The 22,462-nt window shown below is 61.9% G+C and carries 30 protein-coding genes and 1 pseudogene; 19 read left to right on the top strand and 12 right to left on the bottom strand.

All coding sequences use genetic code 11. From position 1 onward, the window contains the following. Positions 1-137: 137 nt before the first annotated feature. The 6 genes from PE067_RS06460 to PE067_RS06490 form a co-directional block, all read right to left on the bottom strand. Positions 138-1,784 (bottom strand): TRAP transporter large permease subunit, encoded by a 1,647-nt coding sequence (locus PE067_RS06460; protein ID WP_276188378.1) that lies wholly within the window; start codon positions 1,782-1,784, stop codon positions 138-140. 337 nt (positions 1,785-2,121) lie between these two features. Then, on the bottom strand, positions 2,122-2,343 hold the full coding sequence (locus tag PE067_RS06470) for a hypothetical protein (protein ID WP_276188379.1): 222 nt from the start codon (positions 2,341-2,343) through the stop codon (positions 2,122-2,124). A gap of 203 nt (positions 2,344-2,546) precedes the next feature. Further along, the gene (locus PE067_RS06475) at positions 2,547-3,134 is read right to left on the bottom strand and encodes a TonB-dependent receptor (RefSeq protein ID WP_276188380.1); all 588 of its coding nucleotides are present in this window, start codon (positions 3,132-3,134) and stop codon (positions 2,547-2,549) included. Next, a complete protein-coding gene (locus PE067_RS06480) occupies positions 3,104-3,907 on the bottom strand; it encodes a TonB-dependent receptor (protein ID WP_346429665.1) in 804 nt (267 codons plus the stop codon). The genes PE067_RS06475 and PE067_RS06480 overlap by 31 nt, the downstream gene beginning before the upstream one ends. Further along, positions 3,798-4,652, bottom strand: a complete 855-nt coding sequence (locus PE067_RS06485) for a TonB-dependent receptor plug domain-containing protein (protein WP_276188382.1) — start codon at positions 4,650-4,652, stop codon at positions 3,798-3,800. The genes PE067_RS06480 and PE067_RS06485 overlap by 110 nt, the downstream gene beginning before the upstream one ends. Before the next feature lie 438 nt (positions 4,653-5,090). Continuing rightward, positions 5,091-5,303 (bottom strand): hypothetical protein, encoded by a 213-nt coding sequence (locus PE067_RS06490; RefSeq protein WP_276188383.1) that lies wholly within the window; start codon positions 5,301-5,303, stop codon positions 5,091-5,093. 62 nt (positions 5,304-5,365) lie between these two features. Here PE067_RS06490 and PE067_RS06495 point away from each other — a divergent pair, with 62 nt between their 5' ends. The 4 genes from PE067_RS06495 (at position 5,366) to PE067_RS06510 (ending at position 8,272) form a co-directional block, all read left to right on the top strand. Further along, on the top strand, positions 5,366-5,596 hold the full coding sequence (locus PE067_RS06495) for a hypothetical protein (RefSeq protein WP_276188385.1): 231 nt from the start codon (positions 5,366-5,368) through the stop codon (positions 5,594-5,596). Positions 5,597-5,725: 129 nt separating this feature from the next. Next, a complete protein-coding gene (locus PE067_RS06500) occupies positions 5,726-7,363 on the top strand; it encodes a TonB-dependent receptor (protein WP_276188386.1) in 1,638 nt (545 codons plus the stop codon). A gap of 216 nt (positions 7,364-7,579) precedes the next feature. After that, positions 7,580-7,867, top strand: a complete 288-nt coding sequence (locus tag PE067_RS06505; RefSeq protein ID WP_276188387.1) for a hypothetical protein — start codon at positions 7,580-7,582, stop codon at positions 7,865-7,867. 87 nt (positions 7,868-7,954) lie between these two features. Next, positions 7,955-8,272, top strand: a complete 318-nt coding sequence (locus PE067_RS06510) for a hypothetical protein (RefSeq protein ID WP_276188388.1) — start codon at positions 7,955-7,957, stop codon at positions 8,270-8,272. A 153-nt stretch (positions 8,273-8,425) separates the two neighbouring features. Here the strand turns inward: PE067_RS06510 and PE067_RS06515 are convergent, their stop codons facing one another. Continuing rightward, a complete protein-coding gene (locus PE067_RS06515) occupies positions 8,426-9,463 on the bottom strand; it encodes a replication initiation protein (protein ID WP_276188390.1) in 1,038 nt (345 codons plus the stop codon). A gap of 917 nt (positions 9,464-10,380) precedes the next feature. Between PE067_RS06515 and PE067_RS06520 the strand changes: the two genes are divergently transcribed. From PE067_RS06520 to PE067_RS06545, 6 genes are all read left to right on the top strand, one after another. Beyond that, complete coding sequence (locus PE067_RS06520) at positions 10,381-10,548, top strand: hypothetical protein (RefSeq protein ID WP_276188392.1); 168 nt, start codon at positions 10,381-10,383, stop codon at positions 10,546-10,548. Positions 10,549-10,676: 128 nt separating this feature from the next. Then, positions 10,677-10,922 carry a hypothetical protein gene (locus tag PE067_RS06525; protein ID WP_276188394.1) on the top strand — a complete coding sequence of 82 codons (246 nt, stop codon included), beginning with the start codon at positions 10,677-10,679 and terminating at the stop codon, positions 10,920-10,922. Between the two features lie 162 nt (positions 10,923-11,084). Then, complete coding sequence (locus PE067_RS06530) at positions 11,085-11,234, top strand: hypothetical protein (protein WP_276188396.1); 150 nt, start codon at positions 11,085-11,087, stop codon at positions 11,232-11,234. Positions 11,235-11,435: 201 nt separating this feature from the next. Further along, positions 11,436-11,645, top strand: coding sequence for a ParB N-terminal domain-containing protein (locus PE067_RS06535; protein WP_276188398.1), 210 nt, complete (start codon positions 11,436-11,438; stop codon positions 11,643-11,645). Positions 11,646-11,712: 67 nt separating this feature from the next. Further along, positions 11,713-12,261, top strand: a complete 549-nt coding sequence (locus PE067_RS06540) for a hypothetical protein (protein ID WP_276188399.1) — start codon at positions 11,713-11,715, stop codon at positions 12,259-12,261. A gap of 335 nt (positions 12,262-12,596) precedes the next feature. Next, positions 12,597-13,004 carry a PIN domain-containing protein gene (locus PE067_RS06545; protein WP_276188400.1) on the top strand — a complete coding sequence of 136 codons (408 nt, stop codon included), beginning with the start codon at positions 12,597-12,599 and terminating at the stop codon, positions 13,002-13,004. A gap of 275 nt (positions 13,005-13,279) precedes the next feature. Here PE067_RS06545 and PE067_RS06550 read toward each other — a convergent pair whose 3' ends face one another. Both PE067_RS06550 and PE067_RS06555 read right to left on the bottom strand, forming a co-directional pair. Next, complete coding sequence (locus tag PE067_RS06550) at positions 13,280-13,492, bottom strand: hypothetical protein (protein ID WP_276188401.1); 213 nt, start codon at positions 13,490-13,492, stop codon at positions 13,280-13,282. Between the two features lie 124 nt (positions 13,493-13,616). Continuing rightward, the gene (locus PE067_RS06555) at positions 13,617-14,018 is read right to left on the bottom strand and encodes a glycosyltransferase family A protein (RefSeq protein ID WP_346429663.1); all 402 of its coding nucleotides are present in this window, start codon (positions 14,016-14,018) and stop codon (positions 13,617-13,619) included. A gap of 651 nt (positions 14,019-14,669) precedes the next feature. Here PE067_RS06555 and PE067_RS06560 point away from each other — a divergent pair. From PE067_RS06560 to PE067_RS06590, 7 genes are all read left to right on the top strand, one after another. Beyond that, positions 14,670-15,071 (top strand): PA14 domain-containing protein, encoded by a 402-nt coding sequence (locus PE067_RS06560; RefSeq protein ID WP_276188402.1) that lies wholly within the window; start codon positions 14,670-14,672, stop codon positions 15,069-15,071. Further along, entirely contained in the window at positions 15,008-15,685 is a 678-nt protein-coding gene (locus PE067_RS06565) for a PA14 domain-containing protein (protein ID WP_276188403.1), read from the top strand. The genes PE067_RS06560 and PE067_RS06565 overlap by 64 nt, the downstream gene beginning before the upstream one ends. Before the next feature lie 381 nt (positions 15,686-16,066). Next, the gene (locus PE067_RS06570; RefSeq protein ID WP_276188433.1) at positions 16,067-17,908 is read left to right on the top strand and encodes a G8 domain-containing protein; all 1,842 of its coding nucleotides are present in this window, start codon (positions 16,067-16,069) and stop codon (positions 17,906-17,908) included. Then, complete coding sequence (locus PE067_RS06575) at positions 17,853-18,407, top strand: Ig-like domain-containing protein (RefSeq protein WP_276188404.1); 555 nt, start codon at positions 17,853-17,855, stop codon at positions 18,405-18,407. The genes PE067_RS06570 and PE067_RS06575 overlap by 56 nt, the downstream gene beginning before the upstream one ends. A gap of 130 nt (positions 18,408-18,537) precedes the next feature. Beyond that, on the top strand, positions 18,538-19,044 hold the full coding sequence (locus PE067_RS06580) for a hypothetical protein (RefSeq protein WP_276188405.1): 507 nt from the start codon (positions 18,538-18,540) through the stop codon (positions 19,042-19,044). After that, a complete protein-coding gene (locus PE067_RS06585; RefSeq protein WP_276188406.1) occupies positions 19,041-19,841 on the top strand; it encodes an ATP-binding cassette domain-containing protein in 801 nt (266 codons plus the stop codon). Before PE067_RS06580 ends, PE067_RS06585 begins: the two co-directional genes overlap by 4 nt. Positions 19,842-19,979: 138 nt before the next feature. Further along, a complete protein-coding gene (locus PE067_RS06590; protein WP_276188407.1) occupies positions 19,980-20,300 on the top strand; it encodes a hypothetical protein in 321 nt (106 codons plus the stop codon). Positions 20,301-20,390: 90 nt separating this feature from the next. Here PE067_RS06590 and PE067_RS06595 read toward each other — a convergent pair whose 3' ends face one another. Next, positions 20,391-20,612 (bottom strand): hypothetical protein, encoded by a 222-nt coding sequence (locus tag PE067_RS06595; protein WP_276188408.1) that lies wholly within the window; start codon positions 20,610-20,612, stop codon positions 20,391-20,393. Between the two features lie 118 nt (positions 20,613-20,730). Here PE067_RS06595 and PE067_RS06600 point away from each other — a divergent pair. Together PE067_RS06600 and PE067_RS06605 are read left to right on the top strand one after the other, a co-directional pair. Next, positions 20,731-20,940 (top strand): annotated as a pseudogene (locus PE067_RS06600) (2OG-Fe(II) oxygenase); the annotation flags it as partial. A gap of 116 nt (positions 20,941-21,056) precedes the next feature. Further along, entirely contained in the window at positions 21,057-21,251 is a 195-nt protein-coding gene (locus PE067_RS06605; RefSeq protein ID WP_276188409.1) for a hypothetical protein, read from the top strand. 6 nt (positions 21,252-21,257) lie between these two features. Here PE067_RS06605 and PE067_RS06610 read toward each other — a convergent pair whose 3' ends face one another. Further along, entirely contained in the window at positions 21,258-22,067 is an 810-nt protein-coding gene (locus PE067_RS06610) for a glycosyltransferase family 4 protein (RefSeq protein WP_276188410.1), read from the bottom strand. Next, entirely contained in the window at positions 22,064-22,459 is a 396-nt protein-coding gene (locus PE067_RS06615; RefSeq protein ID WP_276188411.1) for a hypothetical protein, read from the bottom strand. The genes PE067_RS06610 and PE067_RS06615 overlap by 4 nt, the downstream gene beginning before the upstream one ends. Positions 22,460-22,462: the final 3 nt, after the last annotated feature.

Below are 22,462 nucleotides of genomic sequence, written 5' to 3' on the forward strand. Positions count from 1 at the left end.
GGATATTCGGCGTGGACTGGGCAATGGCCGGTGCGGCCAACGTGCCGCTGCAGCAGCGCCCAGCCCAAGGGTCGCTGATCTTTTCAGAAACCTGCGGCGTTCAATACGATCGGTCATCCTCTTTTCCTTTCCTCCCGCTATATAGCGCTTATTGGTTGCGGCGAACTATTGCCCGAAGGTCGGCGCCGGCAGGTGTCATTTCGCGGGCTGCCGATGCTGGGCGCCGGTGGCTCCGGTCCGTCGGCACCTGATCCGTCGGCGCGCCAAAGCCGGCGCGCAACAGGGGCTAGCCGCGGCGCTGGCCTCCAAAGCTCGGCAGGTGCTGTGCCGAGCTGGAGCGCAGCTCCCAGTGGCGCGGCGTCGCCGCGCCGCCCGGCAGGTTCGAGCCTGACGGTCGCGGGGTCGAAATCGACGACAGCGCCCTTGTAATGCATGACCAGTTGCGGGAACGACGCCACGATCAGCACCATGACAAGCTGGATCCCAAGCGAAGGGATCGCCCCAGATAGATCTGGCTCCGACGTGACCGGCTGGATCAGTGCCCCCGTCACCTTGTCGCGATATTGCCGCGACGGCGCGACCGATCTCAGGAAGAACAGCGAAAAGCCAAAGGGCGGGTGCATGAACGAGGTCTGCATGTTGATCGCCAGCATGACGCCGAACCACACCAGATCAATCCCCATGGCCTGAGCCGCTGGCGCCAGCAGCGGAATGATGATGAAGGCAAGTTCGAAGCAATCCAGGAAAAGGCCAGAAAGAAGACCAGCAGGTTCGCCCGCGATCAGAAAACCCAAGGCGCCGCCGGGAATCGAGGTCATCAGATGTTCGACCCAGATGCGGCCGTCCACGCCATAGAAGGTCAGCGAAAAAACCCGCGCGCCCAGAAGGATCGCCAGCACGAAAGCCGACAGTTTCGCGGTTGCATAGATCGAGTCGCGCAGCAGCGGCAGAGTCAGCTTGCGCTTGATCAGCGCAAGGACAAGCGCGCCGACCGCGCCCATCGCGCCGCCTTCGGTCGGGGTGGCGATGCCCATAAAGATCGTGCCCAGAACCAGAAACACCAAAATCAGCGGCGGGATCAGCGAGGTCACGACCCGCAGCAGCAAGCGGGCACCCCGCAGCGTCCGCGCCTCTGGCGGCAGGGCCGGGACCTTGTGCGGCCAGATGATCGAAACGACGACGATATACAGCATGTAGAAGCCGACCAGCATCAGCGCCGGGACCATCGCGCCCATGTACATATCACCGACGGACCGCCCAAGCTGGTCGGCCAGAACGATCAGCACCAGCGACGGCGGCACGATCTGCGCCAGCGTTCCTGACGCCGCGATCGTCCCCGCCGCAACCTTCCGATCATAGCCATAGCGCAGCATGATCGGCAGCGAGATCAGCCCCATCGAAATCACCGATGCTGCAACCACGCCCGTCGTCGCCCCCAACAGTGCCCCGACCGCGATCACCGCGAATGCGATGCCGCCCCGCACCGGCCCGAAAAGCTGGCCGATGGTGTCCAGCAGATCCTCGGCCATGCCGGATCGTTCAAGGATCAGGCCCATGAAGGTGAAAAAGGGGATCGCGAGCATCGTCTCGTTCCCCATCTGGCCGAAAATCCGGTCAGGGATCGCGTGGAACAGATTGACGGGCAGCAGCCCCAGCTCGATCCCGAACAGGCCGAAGGCCAGCCCAGTAAAGGCCAGCGCGAAGGCCACCGGATAGCCGAACAGCAGGACGACGATCAGCCCCAGGAACATCAGCGGGGCCATGTTTTCGACAATGAATTGCATCGGGGCCCTCCAGTTCCGCAGCGTCGGCGTCTGCCACCTGCACGGGATCGGGCAGATCCCCCCGCAGCCACGCAATGCGCTTGATGAGTTCGGAAATGCCCTGGATCCCAAGCGAGGTATAGCCAAGCGGGATCAGCATCCACGCGGGCCACAACACCAGCCCGCCCGTATTGTTCGAGCTTTCGCCCGAGGCCAGTTTCGCCAGAAAGACCGGCCACGACAGCCAGACGACGATCAGGCAGAGCGGCAGCAGGAACAGGACCGTCCCGACGATATCGATATAGATCCTGCCCGCGCCGCCCGGATGCGGCTGTATAACAGATCGACGCGGACATGTTCATTGCTCATCAGCGTCCATGCCGGATACCAGCAGGAAGGCGGCGGAGAAAAGATACCACTGCGCCTCCAGCCAGGCATTCGAGCTAAGGCTGAATGCCTTTCGCGACACGGCATTGGTCGCCGAAATGATGATCGACGCGAGGATCAGCCAGGCGACGGCTTTTCCGATCAGTTCATTCGTTATGTCGATGGCGCGGGACAATGAGATGAGGGCGGTCAAACCTTGCTCCGTTCAGGTCATGCGCAAGGCGCACTTTCGGTAGAGTAATTTCCCGCCGCAGATCCGACAAGTTTTTTCGACAACCGGGTCCAGAAAACTCCGTCACGTCCGTATTGCCGGGACAGCCCCTGCCCCCGGCGGCCAAAATGCAAAACGCCGCGCCAGTGCTGCGCGGCGTTCTGTTGCAGCCCGCAGGGCCGCGATTACCAGCGGTGGCGCAGGGTCGCCTTGATTTCGCGGGCATCGCCATAGAAGGTCGCGGTATTGTCGAAATTCATCGTCGCGACATAGTCGCGGTCGAACAGGTTCGTCACATTCACCGCGATTTCCGTCGTCTCGCCAATCGGATAGCTGGCCATCGCGTCAAAGATCACGGCCGAACCGATGGGCGTCGTATTCGCGTCATCGGCGAAACGCTTGCCTTCCAGCCGGGCGCCCGCGCCGATCTTCAGCCCGTCCAGCGCATTGTCGGCGGCAAAGCTGTAATCCGCCCAGATCGAGGCGACATGGCGCGGCGTCAGCAGCGGGCGGTTGCCGTCCAGCGCGCCGCCTTCGATCCGCGCATCCCAATAGGCATAGGCGAAATTCAGGTTCAGCCGGTCGTCCAGCAGGGGCAGACGGCCTTCCAGCTCGACCCCGCGCACCGATGCGCCGGGCAGCGAAAAGACAGTGCCGTCGTCATTGCGGCGCAGGATGTTGCTTTGGTCCAGATCGAACAGGGCAAAGCTGATCAGCGCATCCGTACCCGCCGGGCGGTATTTCACGCCCGCCTCGTATTGTTTGGCGCGCACCGGTTTCGGATCATCCACGGACGCAGTGTAATAGGTCGCCAGCGGATCAAAGGATTCGAATAATTGCCATAGAACGACAGGTCATCCGTCGCCTTGTAGGTCAGGCCCGCGCGCTTGGTAAAGGCGGTCTGCTTGCTGCCGGTATCGGCCCCGGCCACATCGGTCCTGACCCGGTCATAGCGCCCGCCAAGCGTCACGATCCAGCGGTCGTTGATGGTCAGTTCCTCTTGCAGATACAGGCCGGCCGCCTTTTGCGTCATGTCGGTCGTGGTCGAGGGCGACAGGTTGATGCAGGACATCCCGCAGGGGATCGGGTTGTTGATGTCGATGGCGCCTGCCGTGCCGAACCATGTTCGTTCGTAAACGTCGTCATCGGTATAATCGACGCCGATCAGGCTGCGGCTTTGCATGCCCTTCAGCGTGGTTTCATATTGCAGCTGCGTGTCGACGGCCATGCGCTTGGCCTCGCCGCGCATCAGATAGGCGTAACGGCCGGTGGGCGATCCGGCCTGCACATAGGCCTGCTGATACAGCATGTCGAAATTCGAATAGCGCGCATTCTGGCGAAAGGTCAGCCCGCCCCCGAAATCATGGGTGAATTCGTAGCCGATGGCGCGCTCTGTGCGGTCCATGGCGGCAAAATCAGGCTCGCCGAAATAGGTGTCATGCGGCAGCGTCGACCCCACGGGGATCGAATTCCCGGTATTGCCGAATTGCTGGTAGAAGCTGGCCAGCAGCGTCAGCGTGGTCTGGGCCGAGGGGCTCCATGTCAGGGCGGGCGCGATATAACGGCGGTCGTCGCGCAGCGCCGGGTTGCCATCGGTCGAGATCCTGCCATTTCGCGGTCAGGCGATAGGTCCAGACCCCCTCCGCATCCAGCGGCGCGCCGGTATCAATGCCGATTTCGGCGTGGTCTTCGCCGACCGAGGTATAGACCTCGCCAAAGGGATCCTGCAGCGGGCGTTTGGTGATGACATTGATCAGCCCGCCCGGCGCGTTCAGCCCGAACAGGGTCGAGGTTGCGCCTTTCAGCACCTCGATATGTTCGACGGAATAGGGCTCGATCCGGCCGCCGGTGAAATTGAAGGTGCGCAGCGGCAGCCCGTCGCGATAGACGCCGCCCGCCGAAAAGCCGCGGATGCGGAAAAAGTCGTAGCGGTTGTCCGAACCGTATTCGTCGGTCGTCACGCTGGAGGTATAGGACAGCGCCTGCATCAGATCGTTCGGGGCGCGGGTCTTCAGTTCCTCGGCGGTGACGACGGACACCTGCGCGCGGGCGTCGATGATTTCGGTGGGCGTCTTCGCCACCCGTCGCCGTACTAGCCGCGACCGGTTCGCTGTTCTGCCACACGCCCTGCCGTGGATATAGACCGTGTCCAGCACGATGGTGTCCGGCGCAGGATCGGCGTCCTGTGCCAAGCCCCCCGATGCGGCCAGGGTCGAGGCCATCAGCCCGGCCATCACCCGGCACGCAGGCCAGCCCCGGATATCCTGCGGAATGCGGATCATCTTCGCCATGTCGTTCTCCTGTCCTGAGAGCCTGGCTTGCGGCACCGAAAGGTTGGCTGGCATGGCAATGTCTGCCCGCTTGAACCGGCGGGCATAGTGCCAGACCCTCATGGGCTGGCATTTGGGGGCTGGTTAGCGCAGTTCGCGCAGGGTCGTGATCGCATGATTCCCGCTGCGATTTGCGAGAAAATCGCTGGAAAATCACCGGGGTTTCGCGGCCGTCGGGATTGCGGCGGGCGGGCGGGCGCGCCGCGCCACAACATCGGAATGCGACACAGCGCCCTTCGCGACCCGTGCTTGTCGGGTCACATTTGTGTCATATCCGCCACGCCATTCCGTGATCTGGTCCAAGGCGATTGATTCGTTAACCAAACCTGCCAAACAGCAGCGCAAAAGCCAGCCCGACAGGCAAGCCACCCCCCAAACGCTTGGAAAGGCTGGCTCATGTCACACCGAACCCGAAACCACTACCTGTCCCGCGCGCATATGACCACGGCGCCCCGGCGCGGGCGTCCTGTCGCTGCTTTGCGGCGCGGCAGTTGCGCAGGACAGCACCACCGAAGGCATCGTCATTCTGGATGAGGTGGTCATCAGCGCCGCCCCCGCCACGGAAACCGAAAACTCGGAGAGCTGGACGACCGAATGGATGCGTTCCGCCACCGGTCTGGTGCTGAGCCAAAAAGGAAACGCCGCAATCGACCAGCGCGATCACCCATCAGCAGATGCAGGATCGCAATATCACGACCATCGAGGAAACGATGAATGCCGCGACCGGCATCACGGTTCAGGCCTTCGAAAGCGACCGCATCAACTATTATTCGCGCGGTTTTTGTCGATTCATATCAATGATGGCGTCCCAGCCCCGCGCAACGGCGCCTGGACCTTTGGCGACAACAATGGCGACATGGCGCTGTTCGACCATGTCGAAATCGTGCGCGGCGCCAACAGGTTGATGCAGGGCGCGGGCGAAGACGGCGCCTCAGTCAACTTTATCCGCAAACGCCCGACCGCAGAATTCCAAAATCAGGCTGCGGTGTCGCTGGCCTATCCGCGCGGCGCACGGATCAGATCCGATGTGTCCGGTGCGCTGGGCAAGCGGCAGCCTGCGCGGCCGTCTGGTCAGCGTCGTCGACAGCCGCGACGGTTTTCTGGATAGTTATCACAAGGACAAATATGTCCTGTTCGGCGCCATCGAGGCCGATCTGAGCGACGGCACCGTGCTCAGCGCCGGTCTCAGCTATCAGAAAGCCAAGGCCGACAATGTGACATGGGGCGGCCTGCCGCCGTTCTACGCGGATGGCGGGCTGATCGACTGGAAACGCGGATCGACGCTTGGCGCGGACTGGACCTATAACGACACCGAACGGACCGAGGCTTTCGCGGCGATCGAACATGTCTTTGACAACGGCTGGACCGCGCGCGTGACCGCGATCCGTATCCGCAGCGAGGCGGATATGGAACTGACCTGGATCACCGGCACCCCGGACCGCGAAACCGGGCTTGGCATGTCATCCTGGGCCGCGAAATACAACGGCACGACAAAGGTTTCGTCGCTGAATGCTGCACTGAACGGCGATTTTCTGGGCCTTGGCCGCGATCACCAATTCGTCCTCGGTGCCATGGCCTCGGATTTCAAAAGCAACTATTACGGCCACGCGGTCGATACGACGACCATGCCGCCGGTCGGCAATGTCTTTGACTGGGACGGCAGCTATCCGCGCCCCGGCTTTTCCGACGATGTGACCAGTTCATGGGACAGCAGACAGCGCCAATACGGCCTGTATGCGACGGGCAAGTTTCAGGCGACCGATGCCCTGTCCGTCATCGCCGGCGCTCGCGCGAACTGGTGGAAAGGCACCGAGGCGTCGCTTGGCAGCCCGACGCATGAATACAACTATAGCGGCGAAATCACACCCTATCTGGGCTTCACCTATGACCTGAACCCGACCTATACGGCCTATGGCAGCGTCACCAGCATCTACAAGCCGCAGATCGCGCAAGACATCAGCGGCGATTATCTGGATCCGACCTATGGCTGGAACTACGAACTGGGGCTCAAGGCCGATCTGATGGGCGGGGCGCTTTATGCCTCGGCCGCGATTTTCCAGACCGACCAGAAGGACGTGGCGAACTGGGTCGGCTATGATGAAACCCGCCTGCGCGACATCTATGAAAGCATCGACGGCACGAAAACCCGCGGCTTTGAAATCGAGGCGGCAGGCGCGATCACCGACCGCTGGAAACTGTCGGCCGGCTATACCTTCCGCACCTCGAAAGACGGCGATGGCAACCGCTTTGCGGCCGACCAGCCCAAGCATACGCTGAAACTGGCCACAGATTACCGGCTGGCTGCATTCGACGACCGTCTGGTCGTCGGTGGCGCGATGCGCTGGCAAAGCGGCACGGACGGCATGGATTTCACCTCGGAAATCGAACAGCCGAACGTCCATCAGGGCAGCTATGCGGTCTTTGACCTGAACGCGAAATACGACCTGAACGACAGGACCGAGCTGGCTTTCTCTCATCAACAACGTCCTGAACAAGAAATATTACGCGACCACCGGGTTTTACGACACCGTCGTTTATGGCGACGAGCGTTCGGCGGATCTGACCCTGCGCGCGAAATTCTGACAGGCCCATGCCACGGACCGCCGTCCGCCGGATCACCTGCGAGCGGCGGTTATCCCGGCCCGCACAGCGGGCAGCCACGCTGCAACTGATCGCTGTCGTGGGCAGGCCTGATCGCCTAAAGCTCTCGCGGCGCGGGTGAATCCGGAAATGGTTAAGCTTTCGGTCGCGCCATCCATCCAGACAGGCGTAGAGTTGTCCGTTAGCATCTGCCAACATGTATCGAGTTTTTCCATTAAATCCGCATTCCTGGACGCGTCGATGGCTGATGCCAGTCGCCGGCTGCCGGATCATATCATGAGGCCTCTGTGAACGCTCGCAGTCATTTCGTCCCACCTCCACCCAAGTGCCGCCGCCGCCGACCTATTCGCAAACGCGTCGACGCGCATGAGCCCGTCGATTTCAGCCTGTCGGTCGAGGCGCCGCGCCGGATCGTCTTTCGCATGGTGGATCAGGACGGCAAGATCGCCGATTCGGCCCTGACCCGCGACATGGCCATCCGGATGAGCGAAACGATCCTCAAGGTCGGCAGGTTGATCGAATGGTTCGACGACGGCAACAAGCCGACGGGCAAGATCAACCTGAGAGACGACTGACGGGACGATCCCCGCCACCAAGGGCAACGTGATGGAACCCCTGCCCGCTTCAGCCGTTTTCCGTCCATGACATCGAAGGAGATGATGATGGCCGACAATGCCGACGATATCCGCGCGAATCTGGAAAAGCAGATTGGCGATCTGAAACGGGAAATCGCGAAAATCAGCCGTTCGCTGGCGTCGCGCGCCTCGGATGCGGTGGATGAGGCCGAAGAGGCTTATGATGACCATCGCGGACGCGCCCGTCACATGGTGCGCCATGCCCGCGAACAGGCTCATGCCGTGGCAGAGGTGGCGCGGGAAAATCCCGGCACGACGGCAACGGTCCTGACCTCGGTCGGTCTGCTGGGGCTGACGGTCGGCATGGTCCTGGGTGGGATTTTCACCAGCAACAGCCGGCGCTGAAGGCAAGGCTCTGGACCATGGCAGGGGCGCGTTTCACGCGCCCCGCTTTCTCTTCCCTGCCCGGCTGATCCGCATGTGTTCCGGCAACCCAGAGCGCCCGGGCGTGGCAGGATCGGGAAATTGCCAATTGGCAATTTCCGGTCGGATCGGCAGTCAGATCGGGTTGTTTTCCGCATAGCTGCGGAAAAAGGCCAGAAAGGCGCGGTCCGGATCGGCGGCGGGTTCCTTGTTGGCGGCCCAGCTTCGCCACTCGCCCTCGACAAAGTAAATATCATAGCCCGGATGGCGCAGCCGCGCGGTTTCATAGGTCGAGGTCTGCAGCGCCGCACCGCGAGAATCGAGCCAGGCCGGACGCGGCCGCACACCCTGCCCGCCTGAAACCGGTATCGAAACCTGTTCCGTGCGTCCTTCGGACTTGACGCGCCGCCCGACCTTGCTAAACTGCAGGGCACGATCCGCCGCGCCGCGCGCATCGCCATCCTTGCTCCACCACCGCATTTCGACATGGGTCACCGCCCTGCCCGTCTTGATCGGCGAAATCTCGACCATGAAATCGGACAGCGCGTTGACCTCGGCCACGGCGGGGTCGATCGCGCGCAGTTTGAGGTTCGACCAGCACGAAAGCTTACCTTTCGGGACGCCCATGATGCCGCGCAGCGCATCCAGCGTGAAACGCTCCGACGCCTTCCAGCGCAGATTGCCGCGCTTCTGGACCATTTCATACAAGGTCAGCGCATATTTCGACGAAAGCGCAAACATCACCTCGCGCTGCAGCCGGGCGAAAACCTGACTGTTGCGGATGATCTTCCGCAGCCGCGCCGGGATTTCATATTCCAGCAACCCGTCCGCCCGCCCGCTTTCCAGGTTGCCGCCAAGCAGCTGAACACGTTCGATTGCGGGCTCGCCGTCCCAGATGACCGCGACCTTGACGATCGCCGACATCAGCCGCTCCAGGCTTTCGCCGACGCGGTCGTTGGAATTGTGGCTGCCACGCAGCGCGGACTTGGACACGACATGAGTGACCGGCTTGTCGATCGCCTCCCAGGCGTTCTCCAGCAGCTGGTTATAGATGCGGCGGTCGTTCAGCGTCAGCGGCGTGACCTCGATCAGATCGACCAGCTCGCCCGGCTTCGACCAGGCTGTCGGCGTTCGGGCTTTGCCTCGACCGTGCGGATCCGTCGTGTCAGCCATGTTTGCCCTCACACCAGAGACCGTTACTTTTGTACCGCAACAGCTGTGAGAGTTCAAGCCAGCCGACCCGACGCGACCCCCAATGCACCCAATATGTAAGCAACAGCGAATCACCGCCCCGTCAGGTGATTCGCAGCCCCTTGCTTTTGCAGGAAAAAAAGATGCCGATCCAGACGCGGCGGTGACGCCTTCAATAAGTAAGGTTTCAGCACCATCCGAAAGGTAAGAACAGCCGCCCCGATTCGTAAGGCCAAACATCCCGGAACGTAATGCAAACCATCCCATAACGTAAGGTCTGCGGGTTTTTATGGCAGAGAAACAATCGCCTATGAGGCATGAATCCAGAATCCCTGAATCAGAACTCAAGGGGTGGTTTTGTTTTTGGATCTGGTGATCGCGCAAATGGCAGGTCTTGGGACCAAAACTTACGGATTGGGTGGTTGGATCGCCTTGCAAGGGCCAGAACCCCGAACGTGCCGTATCTGCCGCCCCGCGCGCCAACTTTCGCTTTTTGGCGTGATGCTGCCAGAAATCCGAACTTTACGACAGAGCCGGTCCGAACATACTTGCGAAAACAGAGCAGCAAAGAAACCCCGATGAGATCCGCCATTGCCTCCAGTCACCCTTGACGAGCTGTCGGTTCTCAGCCGGCGCGCGTCCACCGTCATCGAACGCCTGCGCGAACGCGTCTTTGCCCCCGGCACGCAAAGCAGCGGCGCATTTCAACGTGCCGGACTGCCGCCGACTATGGTCGGCCGCTCAGGAAAAGGCCATCCGCGACGCGCCGAAGCCGATGGGCGCTTGCCGCTGGTACCCGTCCGCGACAGCACCACTGGGGCGCCGGAACACGGCCATGGCACTGGCGGATGTGAACCGCATGCGCGAGGTTTTCGGCACGGTCCCGCATCGCGCGCCCGATGATCCGGCGCTGGTTCTGGCAATATCCCGAGCTGGGAGGCGAGGTCGAGGAAATCAGCACGCTGGTGGTGCCTCTGGCGCAGTTTCTGGCCCTGCGCGGCTATCGCGTCTGCGTCATCGACTGCGATTCACGGGCGTACCTCGACCGCCTGCGTGTTCCGGGCTGAATCCCGATGTCGATGCCGATGAGGATGAAGACACGCTCTATCCCTTCTTTCAGCTGGCGGGCCGCGGTCGCTGCATTATGCCCTGCGCGCGACCTATTGGCCGGGCATCGCGATCATCCCGGCGGGCCTTGGCCCAGCACGATGCTGAATATCGAATTCGCGGCGCGGACGGCGCGGGATCCGGCCTTTATTCTGGACTCGGCTGCGCGAAGGCGTCGCCTCGATCGCGGATCGGATTCGACGTGATCTTGCTGGATCCGCCGCCCGCGCTTGGCAATGTTGTCGCTGTGGTGCTGGAGCGGCGAAGAAATGCCTTGCCTGATCCGGCGCCGCCGAACAATATCGACTTTACTCTCGACTTCTGCGCGCTCTGAAGATGCTGGAAACCACGCTGGCGGAACTGGCCCGGCATGGCGGCGAACGGGAATACAGTTTCGTCAAGATCATCACGTCGAAAATGAACGACCAGAAATCCGCATCAGGCGATCAAGCGGATGATGGATGCGGTTTCCGCATGACATGCGCCAACGAATGCGGTGCTGAAAGATACCGCCGAAATCGACAATGCCACGGCCAATCTGATGACCGTTTCCGAACTGACCGGCGCCACGGCCCGCGCCGAAACCCGGCGCGCGTTGCCGCAGGCCTATCTGGATGCCATCTCGGGCGCGAGGTCGAGCTGGTGATCCGCAAGACCTGGCCCAGCCGCCACCGCAACCTGCGCCAAGGAGGGCCTGTTGTGAGCAAGCGTCGCAGTGCGATTTTCGACGATGTCCTGAAGGATCTGGACGACCCGGCGCCGGCCGAGGACAAGGGCGGCGCGCGCGTTCTCGAACGCCAGGAGATGCGCTGTCGGACAGCGGCCAGCGCGAGGAAAAGGTCCAGCGTTGGGTCGATCCCGCGACCTGCGTCGTAATGGAGAACGCCACAGCCGCTTGCTCTCTGATCTGCTGAACGCCGAAAACTGCCGCGATCTGATCGGCAGCATCAAGGCGCAGGGGCAGCAGGAATTTCCCGCCATTGTGCGCAGGCTGCCTGCCGGGCAAGGTGCCGAATACGAGGTGATCTGCGGCGCCACGGCGTCGGTTGCCGCGTGACGCTGGCTGCGCAACAACAACTTTATCACGCAGTTCCGCTATCTGGTCGAAATCCGCGACCTGACCGATGAAGAGCCTTTCGGCTGGCCGATCTGGAAAACCGCGACCGCGCCGATCCTGGCGGACTCATGAACGCGCCCGCGATTATCTGGCCGCGCTGGATCTGTGTCACGAGGGCAAGCAAAAGGCGATGGCATCCCGGCTTGAAGTGTCCGAGGCCTGGTTGTCGCGTTATCTGTGGCTGGCGCGTCTGCCCGACGTGATTGTCGAGGCATGTAGCCGCAGAGTGACCGAACTGAAGGATTGCGCCCGCAGCCTGCGCCCGATGCTGTCGGATGCCAAAGCCAATGTTCTGGCAGAGGCGGCGAAAATCGCGGCGCGGCAACAGGCCGCGCAGGCCGGGCAGGGGACGTTGATTGCGGTCCCGACCGTGCTGGCGCGGCTGAAAGAGGCTGCCTATGGCCCCCGGCAACCGCGCGAAACCGCCCGGATCGACAGCAACCTGACCATGCAGCAACGCGGCCGCAAGATCCGGCTGGAATTCTCCTCGGACCTGTCCGAAGACGCGTTGCGCGCTGCAATGGACAGTTTCATGCGCCAGCATTTCGGCGCGTAACAGGAAATTGCCAGTTGGCAATTTTCCACTTTGCCGGCCGCGATCTTGACAACCGTATGGGCGGTATTACATTTCAGTAACACTTTCGAGGGGGCTGAAATGCGCATCACGATCGAGGGCAGGTCACCATCCCGCAAGAGGTCCGCAACCACGCCGGGCTGCATCCGGGGACCGAGGTCGAATTCTACATCGGCGACGACGGCGTCGTGCGCGTCGTTCAGGCGGGGCGGCGTCCGGTGGATGGCGTCAGCCGTCTGGATCAGGCGATCCCGAACCTGCGCCGGCAGCGCCGATACCGCGCTCAGCACCGATGAGATCATGGCGCTGACGCGCGAATGACCGGTGTTCTTGTCGATTCCAACATCCTGCTGGATATCGCGACGAATGATCCCGTCTGGTCATCCTGGTCGGCGGATCAGTTGCGCCGGGCAGGGCAGGGGGCGCGCATGGTCATCAACCCGATCATCTACGCGGAACTGTCGGTGTCGCACAGCCGGATCGAGCAGCTTGACGCGCTGTTGCCCGATGATGTCTTTCACCGCGAAGACCTGCCCGGCAGAGCGGCATTTCTGGCTGGCAAGGCCTATCTCGGCTATCGCCGCAGGGGCGGCGAACGCCGCTCGCCCCTGCCGGATTTCTATATCGGCGCCCATGCCGCGATCCGGGGCTATCGCCTGCTGACACGGGACCGGGGCCGCTATGCCACCTATTTTCCGACGGTCGATCTGATTTCGCCGCAATAGGCCGCGCTGCTGCCAAGCCAGCAGCATGTGGGCCATGGGACTTCCGTGACCCTGGTATCGTTCGGTCGCTATCCTCGCTTGCGCCGCCACCACAGGACTTTGCCTGCGCCACCCGCCGCCGTCAGCGCCAGTCGCGCGGCGCGCGTCGTCGAGAAGGGCCAGGTGACCCAGCGCCCCGATTCCGGCCAGCACAACCTGCGCTGCCCCTGCCAGCATCCAGAAGCCGACCCGCGCCAACGCCCTGACGCCGCCCGCGCCGCTTTCGACGATGCATCTCAACTGGCCATCGCTGAAACGGCGGCGGCGCAGAAGCCGAAGGTGGCGCGGTGGGCGGGGACGATTTCATGAACCAGCGCCTCCGGGCACCAGATCAGCACCACGCCGTGATCCTCGACCAACTGCCGAAGAAACCAGACGTCCTCACCCCCGCTGGTGAAAGCGGTGTCGAAGGGCGGATCGATTCGTGAAAGAATGCCGCGTTCGAACATCTGAGTTTCCCGACCCGAGATAGGCACGCATTCCGCTGACATCCGCACCCGCAGCCACGGGAAGCCGACGGCTGAACAGGCGTTCAAGCGGCTGGCGAAGGGCCGCAGGCGGAGGGCGTTCGGGTTACGGCTCGATGGCGCCGAAACAGACGGCGGCCCCGCGCATGGCCGCGGCTTCGAATGCGGCCAGCCAGCCGGGAAACGGGGTTTCGTCGTCATCCAGGAAAACGACATGGCTACCTGCAGATTCGTTGACGCCACGGTTGCGCGCCTGCGCCACGCCGGGACGCGGTTCGTGAACATAACGTATAAATGGCGGCCGTCCAATTTGGGCCGCCGATCCTTCGGGCGAATTATCGACCAATATGACCTCTACCGGAGATTGCAGAGATGATATTTGCGCATCGAGAGCGTGAAGCAGGGGCGCAAGCAGAGCCTCTCGCCGGAACGTGGGGATGACGATTGACAGAAAGACAGGGGCGGGTTTCGGCGGGTTTGACATATGCTTAACGGTCTCTAGCGCCATGAATTTTCAGACGCTTTATCATTCATAATATCTGTTGACCACCGGGACGACGATGTTCGGATCGTCAAAAAACTCCACATGGCAGACAAAAAGAGCTTTGCTTTTTCATGATTTTTTCTAGATCGGCCAGATCCGATCCAACGCACACCCGAACGTTTTTTACCATTATGTATAAGCCCACCGGGCGACTCACAGCAGTGGACCTGCACCGGATGGAAGGCTTGCCATTTGCCAAAGCAGGACCCGTTTCGGCAAAAGCCTGCGCGATCCCTTATCCGGCTTGAGCGCCATTTTGCCGAAATCACGCCGGATGCTCTGTCTTTGCGGGCCGATTCAAGAGATCGCAATTTTTTCGCTTTAAAAAACCCTCACCCGCGATATCTCGGCGTTGACGTTGAAACAAACAGTTTGGTCAGTGCCGGGAATGGCTGCCTTCATGATGGGGTCATAACCACAGAGCACTTTCCTAGCCGCTGAACACCGGATCCTCACGATCCCCTGACCGAAACACAACGCGACATGCCGTGGCGGGACCGCGATTGCCGCGCATCTGAAAGAGATGGTTCATGAGCACCCAGACCCTCACCGCAGGAACAACCCGGCAGCGGCCTGAGCGCGCGTTACTTCACGATCACTTCGGCTGTCGAACGCATGACGGATATCGACTTCGACGCGATGCCTGCGGCAACGGGCACTGTCGAATCGCTGGACTACCTGAGAACGTCCGATCCGTTTTGGGATGGCGGCGCCAGGGACATGTTCGCTGCAATGTATGAAGGCAGCCTGAACATCCAGACCGGCGGCCGATACACGTTCTACCTGACATCGGACGACGGCTCGGCGCTTTACATCGACGGCCGCCCGGTGATCAATCACGACGGTCTGCACTCGACGACCGAGCGGACGGTTCAACTGGACCTGACCGCGGGCAAGCACACGATCGAGATCCGCTATTTCGAACAGTTCGAGTTGCAAAGCCTGCGTCTGGAATGGCGCGGGCCGGACAGCAACAATGTCCGCGAACTTATCAGTGGCGACAGCTTCCGGCCATGAGGCTGCGGGCGAGCATGCCGGCGGCGATGCCGATGGCGATCATGCGGGCGGTGAAGGCGCCGGTGGCGACCACGGTCACGGCGATGATGACGGCAACATCCGGGACGCCCATGACCCGGATGCAGGGGCTGCGGGCAGAATATCTGACCCTTGAGGCCGCGGCCGCCAGCCTGAGCCAGATCGACTTTAACGGCAACAAGACCGCCACAGGGCATGTCAACTCTCTGGCCTGGTCCCGCGAAAGCGCGAGTTTCTGGGATGGCGGCAGAACCGACCTGTTCGCGGCGCGTTTTGTCGGCGATCTGAATGTTCAGACGGGGGGCAGATATACGTTCTACCTGACCTCGGACGATGGTTCGGCGCTTTACATCGACGGCCGCCGGGTGATCGACAATGACGTTGCCCATGCCACCACATTGCGCACGGTGCAGCCGGACCTGGCCCGCTTCGGCGAGCATTCGATCGAGATCCGCTATTTCGAAAACTTCGGCGCGCAGAGCCTGCAGCTTGAATGGCGCGGACCGGACAGCAACAACACCCGCGGCACTCATCGGTGGCGACAGTCTCAGCCACGACGCGGGCGACGTCGATGGCGGACATACCGGCGGTGGTGACGCCGGCGGTGGTGACACTGGCGGTGGTGACACTGGCGGTGGACATACGGGCGGCGACCATGACCACGGCGGCGATGGCGACACCGGCGGGAATACCGGTGGAAATACTGGCGGAAGCTGGAGGTGGTGGAAGCGCCTGGGTGGCGGCCATGATCACGGCGGCGGTGGCACCGGCGGTCTTCCGCAGCCGACCACCCCGACCGAGATCGAGGCATTTGTCCGGGCGGTGATGAGCGAGCCCGAAGACCATGCGCACGCCCACCGACGCCAATGCCCGCCATGGCGCGCAGAACATCCAGGCTGCGTTAGAATCTGGTCCCGCGTGTCGAAGCTACCCGTCGCGATCAGCGACGGTGACTGGTTCGATCCGGGCACCACGGTATCGCGGCCGCGGTCCCGGAGCGGACGCCCGGGTCCCTGATCCCCCAAGGGGTTTCGGTCACCTATGACGGTGAAAGCAATGCCTCGCTGTTCACTGTCCGGGTCGATGGCGAGCTGAGCTTTGCCACGGACGCCGATACCCGCATGCTTGTCGATACGCTGGTCGTGGCCCCCTCTGGACGGCTTGAAATCGGAACCGAAGAGCGCCCCGTGGAAGCCGGCGTCAGGACCGAAATCCTGATTGCCAACAATGGCAATATCGACACCGCCAGAGATCCGATGCTGATCTCGCGGGGGGTCGTCTCGCACGGGTCGGTCGAAATTCACGGCGCGGAAAAGGATGCCTTCCACAAGGTTGCAGCCGCACCGATGGCAGGGCAGCGGGTCATCACCCTGGATGAAAACCCTGATGGCTGGCGTGTGGGCGACAAGATCGTCGTGTCCGGCACGCACAAGCAGGGTTGGGCATGGGACAACGACCAGCGCCGCACCGTCCATCACGAAAGCCAGGACGAGGAGGTGACGATCACCGCCATCAACGGCAATCGCATCACCATCGACCAGCCGCTGCGTTTCAACCACGACGCGCCCCGCGACGATCTGTCGGCCTATGTGGCCAACATGACGCGCAACATCACCTTTGCCAGCGAAGATGGCGATGATACCGCCGTGCATCACCGCGGTCATGTGATGTTCACGCATAACGACGATGTCGATGTCCGCTATGCAGCCTTCGACGACCTGGGTCGCACGGACAAGTCGCGCGATGCCTGGGATGTCGACGCGCTGTCGTCCGTTTCTGCCGAAAGCAATATCAAGGGACGCTATTCGTTCCACTTCCACAAGACGGGCACGGCCGATCTTGACGATCCGGCGATTGCCATTGGCAACACGGTTTCCGGCTCGCCGGGTTGGGGCTTTGTGCACCATTCCTCGAATGCGGACTTTACCGGCAACGTCGCCTTTGACGTCTTTGGCGCGGCCTTTGCTGCCGAAGATGGCGATGAAACCGGCATCTGGCGCGGCAACATGGCCATCCGCTCAGAGGGCATCAGCTGGGGGGATGTGCCCGCAAAATCCGGGCTGGACCGTCACGACAACGGACGCACGGGCGACGGGTTCTTCTTTGCCGGACGTCTGGTCGAAACGGCCGAGAACGTGGCGATCAATACGACGCATGGCTATGTCTGGATGCACCGCTCTGCCCCGACCGGCCCCCTGGGATCGACGCTCGACCATCCCGAGGTCGCCTATGGTCAGAACCGTCTGACCCCGGATGATGCGCCGATTCAGGGCTTCCGCGACAACGAAGCCTTCGGCACCGAAGTCGGCCTGATGGTGATCAAGGGCAATGCCGCGCAGGGTCACGACGTTCGCAGCATCCTGGACGGCTTCCTGAACTGGGAAACCCGCAAAGGTGTCGATATCAGCTATACGTCGCATTACACGCTGAAGGATTTCGACCTGTTGGCAACGAATCGCACGGGGTTCTTTGCACCGGATACCGGCTTTTATTTCGGCACGAACGCCTTTGATATCGCGGTGAACGGGCTGAAGATCGACGGCTTCAATCACGGCGTGAACATGGCGCAGGGTTACACATACGCCATCCCGGACCGCGATGTCGGCTTTGCGCTGATCGATGTCGATATGGCCAACGTCCGGCAGGCGTATGTCGGCTTCAACCCGTCGCGTCACCAGATCCTCGACCCGGATGACCTGACCACGGGGCGGCTGCAGTTTACCCAGCCTGTAGTCACGATCTCGCTCGAACCAGGACCTGACCTTGCTGGGCACCAAGACCGATCTGATTGGTTCCACCAGCCGCCAGAAGATGGATGACCCGCAGACGATTTATCGTTGGGAGGTTCCGGATCTGCTGGAATCCACCGGCTACTATACGACGGCGGATGGCCGCAAGATCGCGCTTATTCCGGATTTCGTTGCGGACAGGGCGACAGGCGATCTGCTGAAATTCAGCTACAAGGTCTATCTGGACATCTCGGATTCCGAACTCCGCAGTTGGGGCGCCACCAACCACGGCCGCTATGATCCCAACAACCGGGCGCCCGTCACCGGAAATGATCAGGCGCGGGTTCAGATGGATCAGCGTATCGAACTTGACGTGCTGGCCAATGATCGTGATCCGGAAGGTCGGACGCTGTCGGTCGAGGGCTTTACCGATCCTGCGCATGGCGACGTTTTCCAGCAGGACGATGGCAGCCTGATCTACCAGCCAAACCGTGGTTTCACGGGCACGGACACGTTCATTTACTGGGCCGCCGATGAGATGGGCAATTACACCCCGTCCCAGGTGACCGTCACTGTTTTGGATATGTGACCTGCGATCCTGTAACTTGTCTAAGGAAAGGCCGATTCCGGCCTTTCCTTTGCGGGCCAGCCAAAGCAAAGTGACCGCCGCAAGCTGAGCGGAGGCTCCTGTGATAGAAATATACCACAAGTTCCTTTCGTTGTTCGATCCGCACGAACGGCGGCAATTCTGGTTGCTGACCGTCCTGATGATTTTGGTCGCGCTGGTCGAGGTTGTGGGGATCTCCTCGGTCCTGATGCTGCTCAACGTCCTAGCGGAGCCGGCAAGCATTCGCGACAGTGCGATCCTGTCGACCCTTCAGGATCGGCTTGATCTGGGCAGCACGTTCAATTTTCAGATTTTTCTGGCGATTTCCGTCATCGTCGTGGTGGTTATCGGCTTGCTGGTCAAGGCTTTGGGCAGCTATGCCCTGACCCGGTTTTCGGCAATGCGCGGCTATACGCTTTCCAGCCGGCTGCTCGAAGCTTATCTGAGCCAGCCGTATTCCTGGTTTCTGGGACGGAACAGCGCCGAAATCGGCAAGAATGTCCTGAACGAGGCCGATGGTCTGGTTTCACGGGTGATCACCCCGGCATTGCGGTTGGTTGCCAGCATTTTCATGGTCATTGCGATCCTGGGTTTCCGCTGCTGGTCGATCCGGCCGTGACCATTCTGGCGATAGGGCTTTTGGGGGGCAGCTATGCGCTGATCTACCTTCGCCTTCGTGAACGGTTGCGCCGCACCGGCGAGGATCTGATGCATGCCTTTGGCGAACGCTTCCGCGTCTCACAAGAGGCCATGGGCGGGATCAAGGACATCAAACTGTTAGGGCTTGAGAGCGATTATGGCAAATCTTACAGGGCCGCAGCCCGCCGCAGCGCGCGGGCCAGCGCCTCGATCGGCGTGATGGCCGAGATGCCGCGCTTCGCGCTTGAGGCGATCACCTTCGGCACATTGCTGGCGATGATCCTGATGCTGCTGATGCGCAGCGGCGGCAATATTGTCGGTATTGTTCCGACCCCGGGCATTTTCGCCTTTTCGGTCATGCGGCTTCTGCCTGCCTTGCAGCAGATTTATCAGGGTCTGGCCACCATGCGCGGGGGCAAGGTCGTTCTGGACACGATCCTGCACGACCTGCAAGAGGCGGAACGGATGCCCCGCCTGCCGTCATCGGACCAGCCCCCGGTCAGGCTGGAAAAGCAGCTTGAACTGTCGGGGGTAGAGTTCAGCTATGACACGGCCAAACGGGCGGCACTGTCGGAGCTGGACCTGAAAATCGACGCCTGCACCACCGTGGGCATCGTCGGCGGGACGGGTGCCGGCAAGACGACGCTGGTCGACCTTGTTCTTGGTCTCTTCGTGCCCGACAGCGGTGAAATGCGCGTGGATGGCGTTCCGATCACCGATGAAAACCGGCGCGGCTGGCAAAGTCCCTTGGCTATGTCCCGCAGGCGATCTTTCTGACCGATGACACCATTGCGGCCAATATCGCCCTCGGCGTTCCACGGGATCAGATTGACATGGCCGCCGTCGAACGCGCCTCACGCGCCGCCGCATTGCATGATTTTGTCATCGCGGACCCGCCGAGGCTATTCTACTGTTGTGGGGGAACGCGGGATCCGGCTTGTCCGGCGGCCAGCGCCAGCGGATCGGCATTGCCCGCGCGCTGTATCGCGACCATCGCTGCTGATCGCGGACGAGGCCACCTTCAGGCTGGACAACATCACCGAACGTGTGGTGATGGAGGCGGTTCAGAATATCCGCAACGACAAGACAATCATCCTGATCGCCCACCGGCTGACCACGGCGACGTCATGCGATATGATTTTCATGATGGAACACGGCCGGCTGGCCGCCCAGGGCACTTACGACGATCTGGTCGCCGGAAACGAAACCTTCCGCCGGATGGCCGCAGGGCATTGACGGTGGCGGGCCGTCCCACGCGGTCCAGACAGATCTTGAAATCCTGACGGCCCCGCAGTCTGATCGGATCGGAATGCGTGATCATCCGTATCACCTTGTCACGAGGAAACCCGTGTCTGCCCCTGTTCTGCCGATAGATCCCGAAACCTTGTTGCTGCCGATCGACGCGGCCCGCGCAGCCGGGAAGCGGCTGCCGAGAAATACCGCGCCAACCAGCCCTATCCGCATGGCTGCTTTGACAATTTCCTGCCCCCCGAAATCCTTGAGCGGGTGCGCGAGGAACTGCGCGACCTGCCCGAGGCGGAAATCCATGTTCAACCGGCCCCGGAAAAGCTGAAGGCCAGCTATATGCCTGGAACGGCTGAAACCCTATACCCGCAGCCTGTTCCACACCCTGAATTCGCGCGCTTTTCTGGCTTATCTTGAGGCGATGACCGGCATCGAAGGCCTGATCCCGGATCCTTATTATGCCGGCGGCGGCATCCATGTCGTTGCCAATGGCGGGCATCTCGATATCCACGCCGATTTCAACCACAACGGCAAGCTGAACCTTGAACGGCAGATCAACATCCTGATCTATCTCAACAAGGACTGGCGCGAGGAATGGGGCGGCTCGTTCGAGGTCTGGAACCACGACATGAGCGCGAAGGCGGCAAGTTTCGTGCCGATCTTCAACCGCATGTGCTGTTTCAACACCGGATCTGACACCGGCATGGCAACCCCGAACCGGTTGCCAATCCCGACGGCACCCCGCGGATGTCCATCGCGCTCTATTACTATACGGCGACGTGGGATGCGTCGCGCAAGGCGCATTCCACCCTGTTCAAGCCCCGGCCCGGCACGATCGACCAGAAAGACAAACAAGAGGCGCGGCGGGCCGCATTGCAAAACGTCCTGCCCCCCTTCATCTTCCGGCGCATCGCAAACCACCTGTATCGCATCGGCTTGTGAACAGGGCTATCTGCGGCAAATCAGGCCGAGGAAATCCGCCACCTTCTGCCCGATCACCTCGGGCGACAGATGGTTTTCCACATATTTCCGGGCGGCTTTGCCCATGTCTCGGGCGCGGCCCGGATCGTCAAGCAGGGACAGGCAGGCATCGGCCAGTGCCTGCGCGTTTTCGGGGGGAACGAGAAGGGCGGTTTCCCCATGCGAAATGACCTCTGGCCCGCCGCCGACATCCGTGCAGACCAGTGCCGACCCCGCCGCCATTGCTTCGAGTATCGTGCCGCCGAAGTTTTCGTAACGTGATGCGACAATGGTCAGCCCGTGGCTCTGACGCAACGCCGCGACCTGTTCGCGGTCGCATTGCCCCAGAACGTCGATGCGGGTTCTGATTTCGTCGGGCAGGCGCGCCAGCGCCTCAGGCAGGGTCAGCGTGGGCTGGCCGGTGCGTTCGACGCCGGGGTCAGGGCCGACAAAGGTCAGCCGGCAGGATGGATGCCGGGTGGCGATCCGGGCAAAGGCGTCGATGACGATATCGCCGCCCTTGCGAAAATCGAAGCGCCCGACGAACAGCAATCGTTCAGGATCGCCCGATGACGAGGCAGGCGGCACCGGCATGGGGTTGTGGATGACCCTGCGGGGGATGTCGGGCAGATCCCAAAGTGCCTCTGTCCGCACCAATGTATCGCGGGCGGGAGAGATGATCCCCCGCGCCCGCCGCAGGGCGCGCAATTCCCGCGCCTCGCGCCGGTTATCGGCCCCGGCGTCGCCATGGCCCTGGATATCCTTGTGCAGGCACCACGGGCCGTGCAATGTGATCACAACCGGAATCGGAACCAGACGGCAAAGGGTTCCGCCCAGCCCTGCGTTTCTTCGATGACTGCGATTTCGATGCCATGGCGGGCGATGGCCTCTTGCACCGCGGCGGCGATGCGATGCCCGAACCGGTTATGCACCACGCTTTCGACAGCGCGCCCTAGCTTGAGCTTGACGCGGTCGGCAAGGCTCCACCGGTGTTCCGGCAGGGGCACGATCCGCGTCCGGTCATGCGGCGCATCGATCTCGAAGGGGATGATCGTGACCTCATGGTCGCAGCGTTCCAGACCGGCGGCAAGATGCGCGACGGCGGTGGCGATGCCGTTCGCCGTATTGCGTCCCGGCCAGGCCGGTGTGATCAGGCCGATCCTCAGCGGATCCGTGCGGGTGTCGCTCATCTG

It is taken from the genome of Paracoccus sp. DMF-8 (assembly GCF_029309835.1).
Lineage (GTDB): Bacteria > Pseudomonadota > Alphaproteobacteria > Rhodobacterales > Rhodobacteraceae > Paracoccus.

Excerpts from the sequence above, each read along its gene's own strand:
- PE067_RS06460 (WP_276188378.1), bottom strand. The coding sequence starts at position 1,784 with ATGCAATTCATTGTCGAAAACATGGCCCCGCTGATGTTCCTGGGGCTG.
- PE067_RS06485 (WP_276188382.1), bottom strand. The coding sequence starts at position 4,652 with ATGGCGAAGATGATCCGCATTCCGCAGGATATCCGGGGCTGGCCTGCG.
- PE067_RS06495 (WP_276188385.1), top strand. The coding sequence starts at position 5,366 with ATGCAGGATCGCAATATCACGACCATCGAGGAAACGATGAATGCCGCG.
- PE067_RS06510 (WP_276188388.1), top strand. The coding sequence starts at position 7,955 with ATGGCCGACAATGCCGACGATATCCGCGCGAATCTGGAAAAGCAGATT.
- PE067_RS06515 (WP_276188390.1), bottom strand. The coding sequence starts at position 9,463 with ATGGCTGACACGACGGATCCGCACGGTCGAGGCAAAGCCCGAACGCCG.
- PE067_RS06520 (WP_276188392.1), top strand. The coding sequence starts at position 10,381 with ATGATCCGGCGCTGGTTCTGGCAATATCCCGAGCTGGGAGGCGAGGTC.
- PE067_RS06540 (WP_276188399.1), top strand. The coding sequence starts at position 11,713 with ATGAAGAGCCTTTCGGCTGGCCGATCTGGAAAACCGCGACCGCGCCGA.
- PE067_RS06545 (WP_276188400.1), top strand. The coding sequence starts at position 12,597 with ATGACCGGTGTTCTTGTCGATTCCAACATCCTGCTGGATATCGCGACG.
- PE067_RS06550 (WP_276188401.1), bottom strand. The coding sequence starts at position 13,492 with ATGTTCGAACGCGGCATTCTTTCACGAATCGATCCGCCCTTCGACACC.
- PE067_RS06555 (WP_346429663.1), bottom strand. The coding sequence starts at position 14,018 with ATGGCGCTAGAGACCGTTAAGCATATGTCAAACCCGCCGAAACCCGCC.
- PE067_RS06560 (WP_276188402.1), top strand. The coding sequence starts at position 14,670 with ATGACGGATATCGACTTCGACGCGATGCCTGCGGCAACGGGCACTGTC.
- PE067_RS06565 (WP_276188403.1), top strand. The coding sequence starts at position 15,008 with ATGGCGCGGGCCGGACAGCAACAATGTCCGCGAACTTATCAGTGGCGA.
- PE067_RS06595 (WP_276188408.1), bottom strand. The coding sequence starts at position 20,612 with ATGGATTTCCGCCTCGGGCAGGTCGCGCAGTTCCTCGCGCACCCGCTC.
- PE067_RS06605 (WP_276188409.1), top strand. The coding sequence starts at position 21,057 with ATGTCCATCGCGCTCTATTACTATACGGCGACGTGGGATGCGTCGCGC.
- PE067_RS06615 (WP_276188411.1), bottom strand. The coding sequence starts at position 22,459 with ATGAGCGACACCCGCACGGATCCGCTGAGGATCGGCCTGATCACACCG.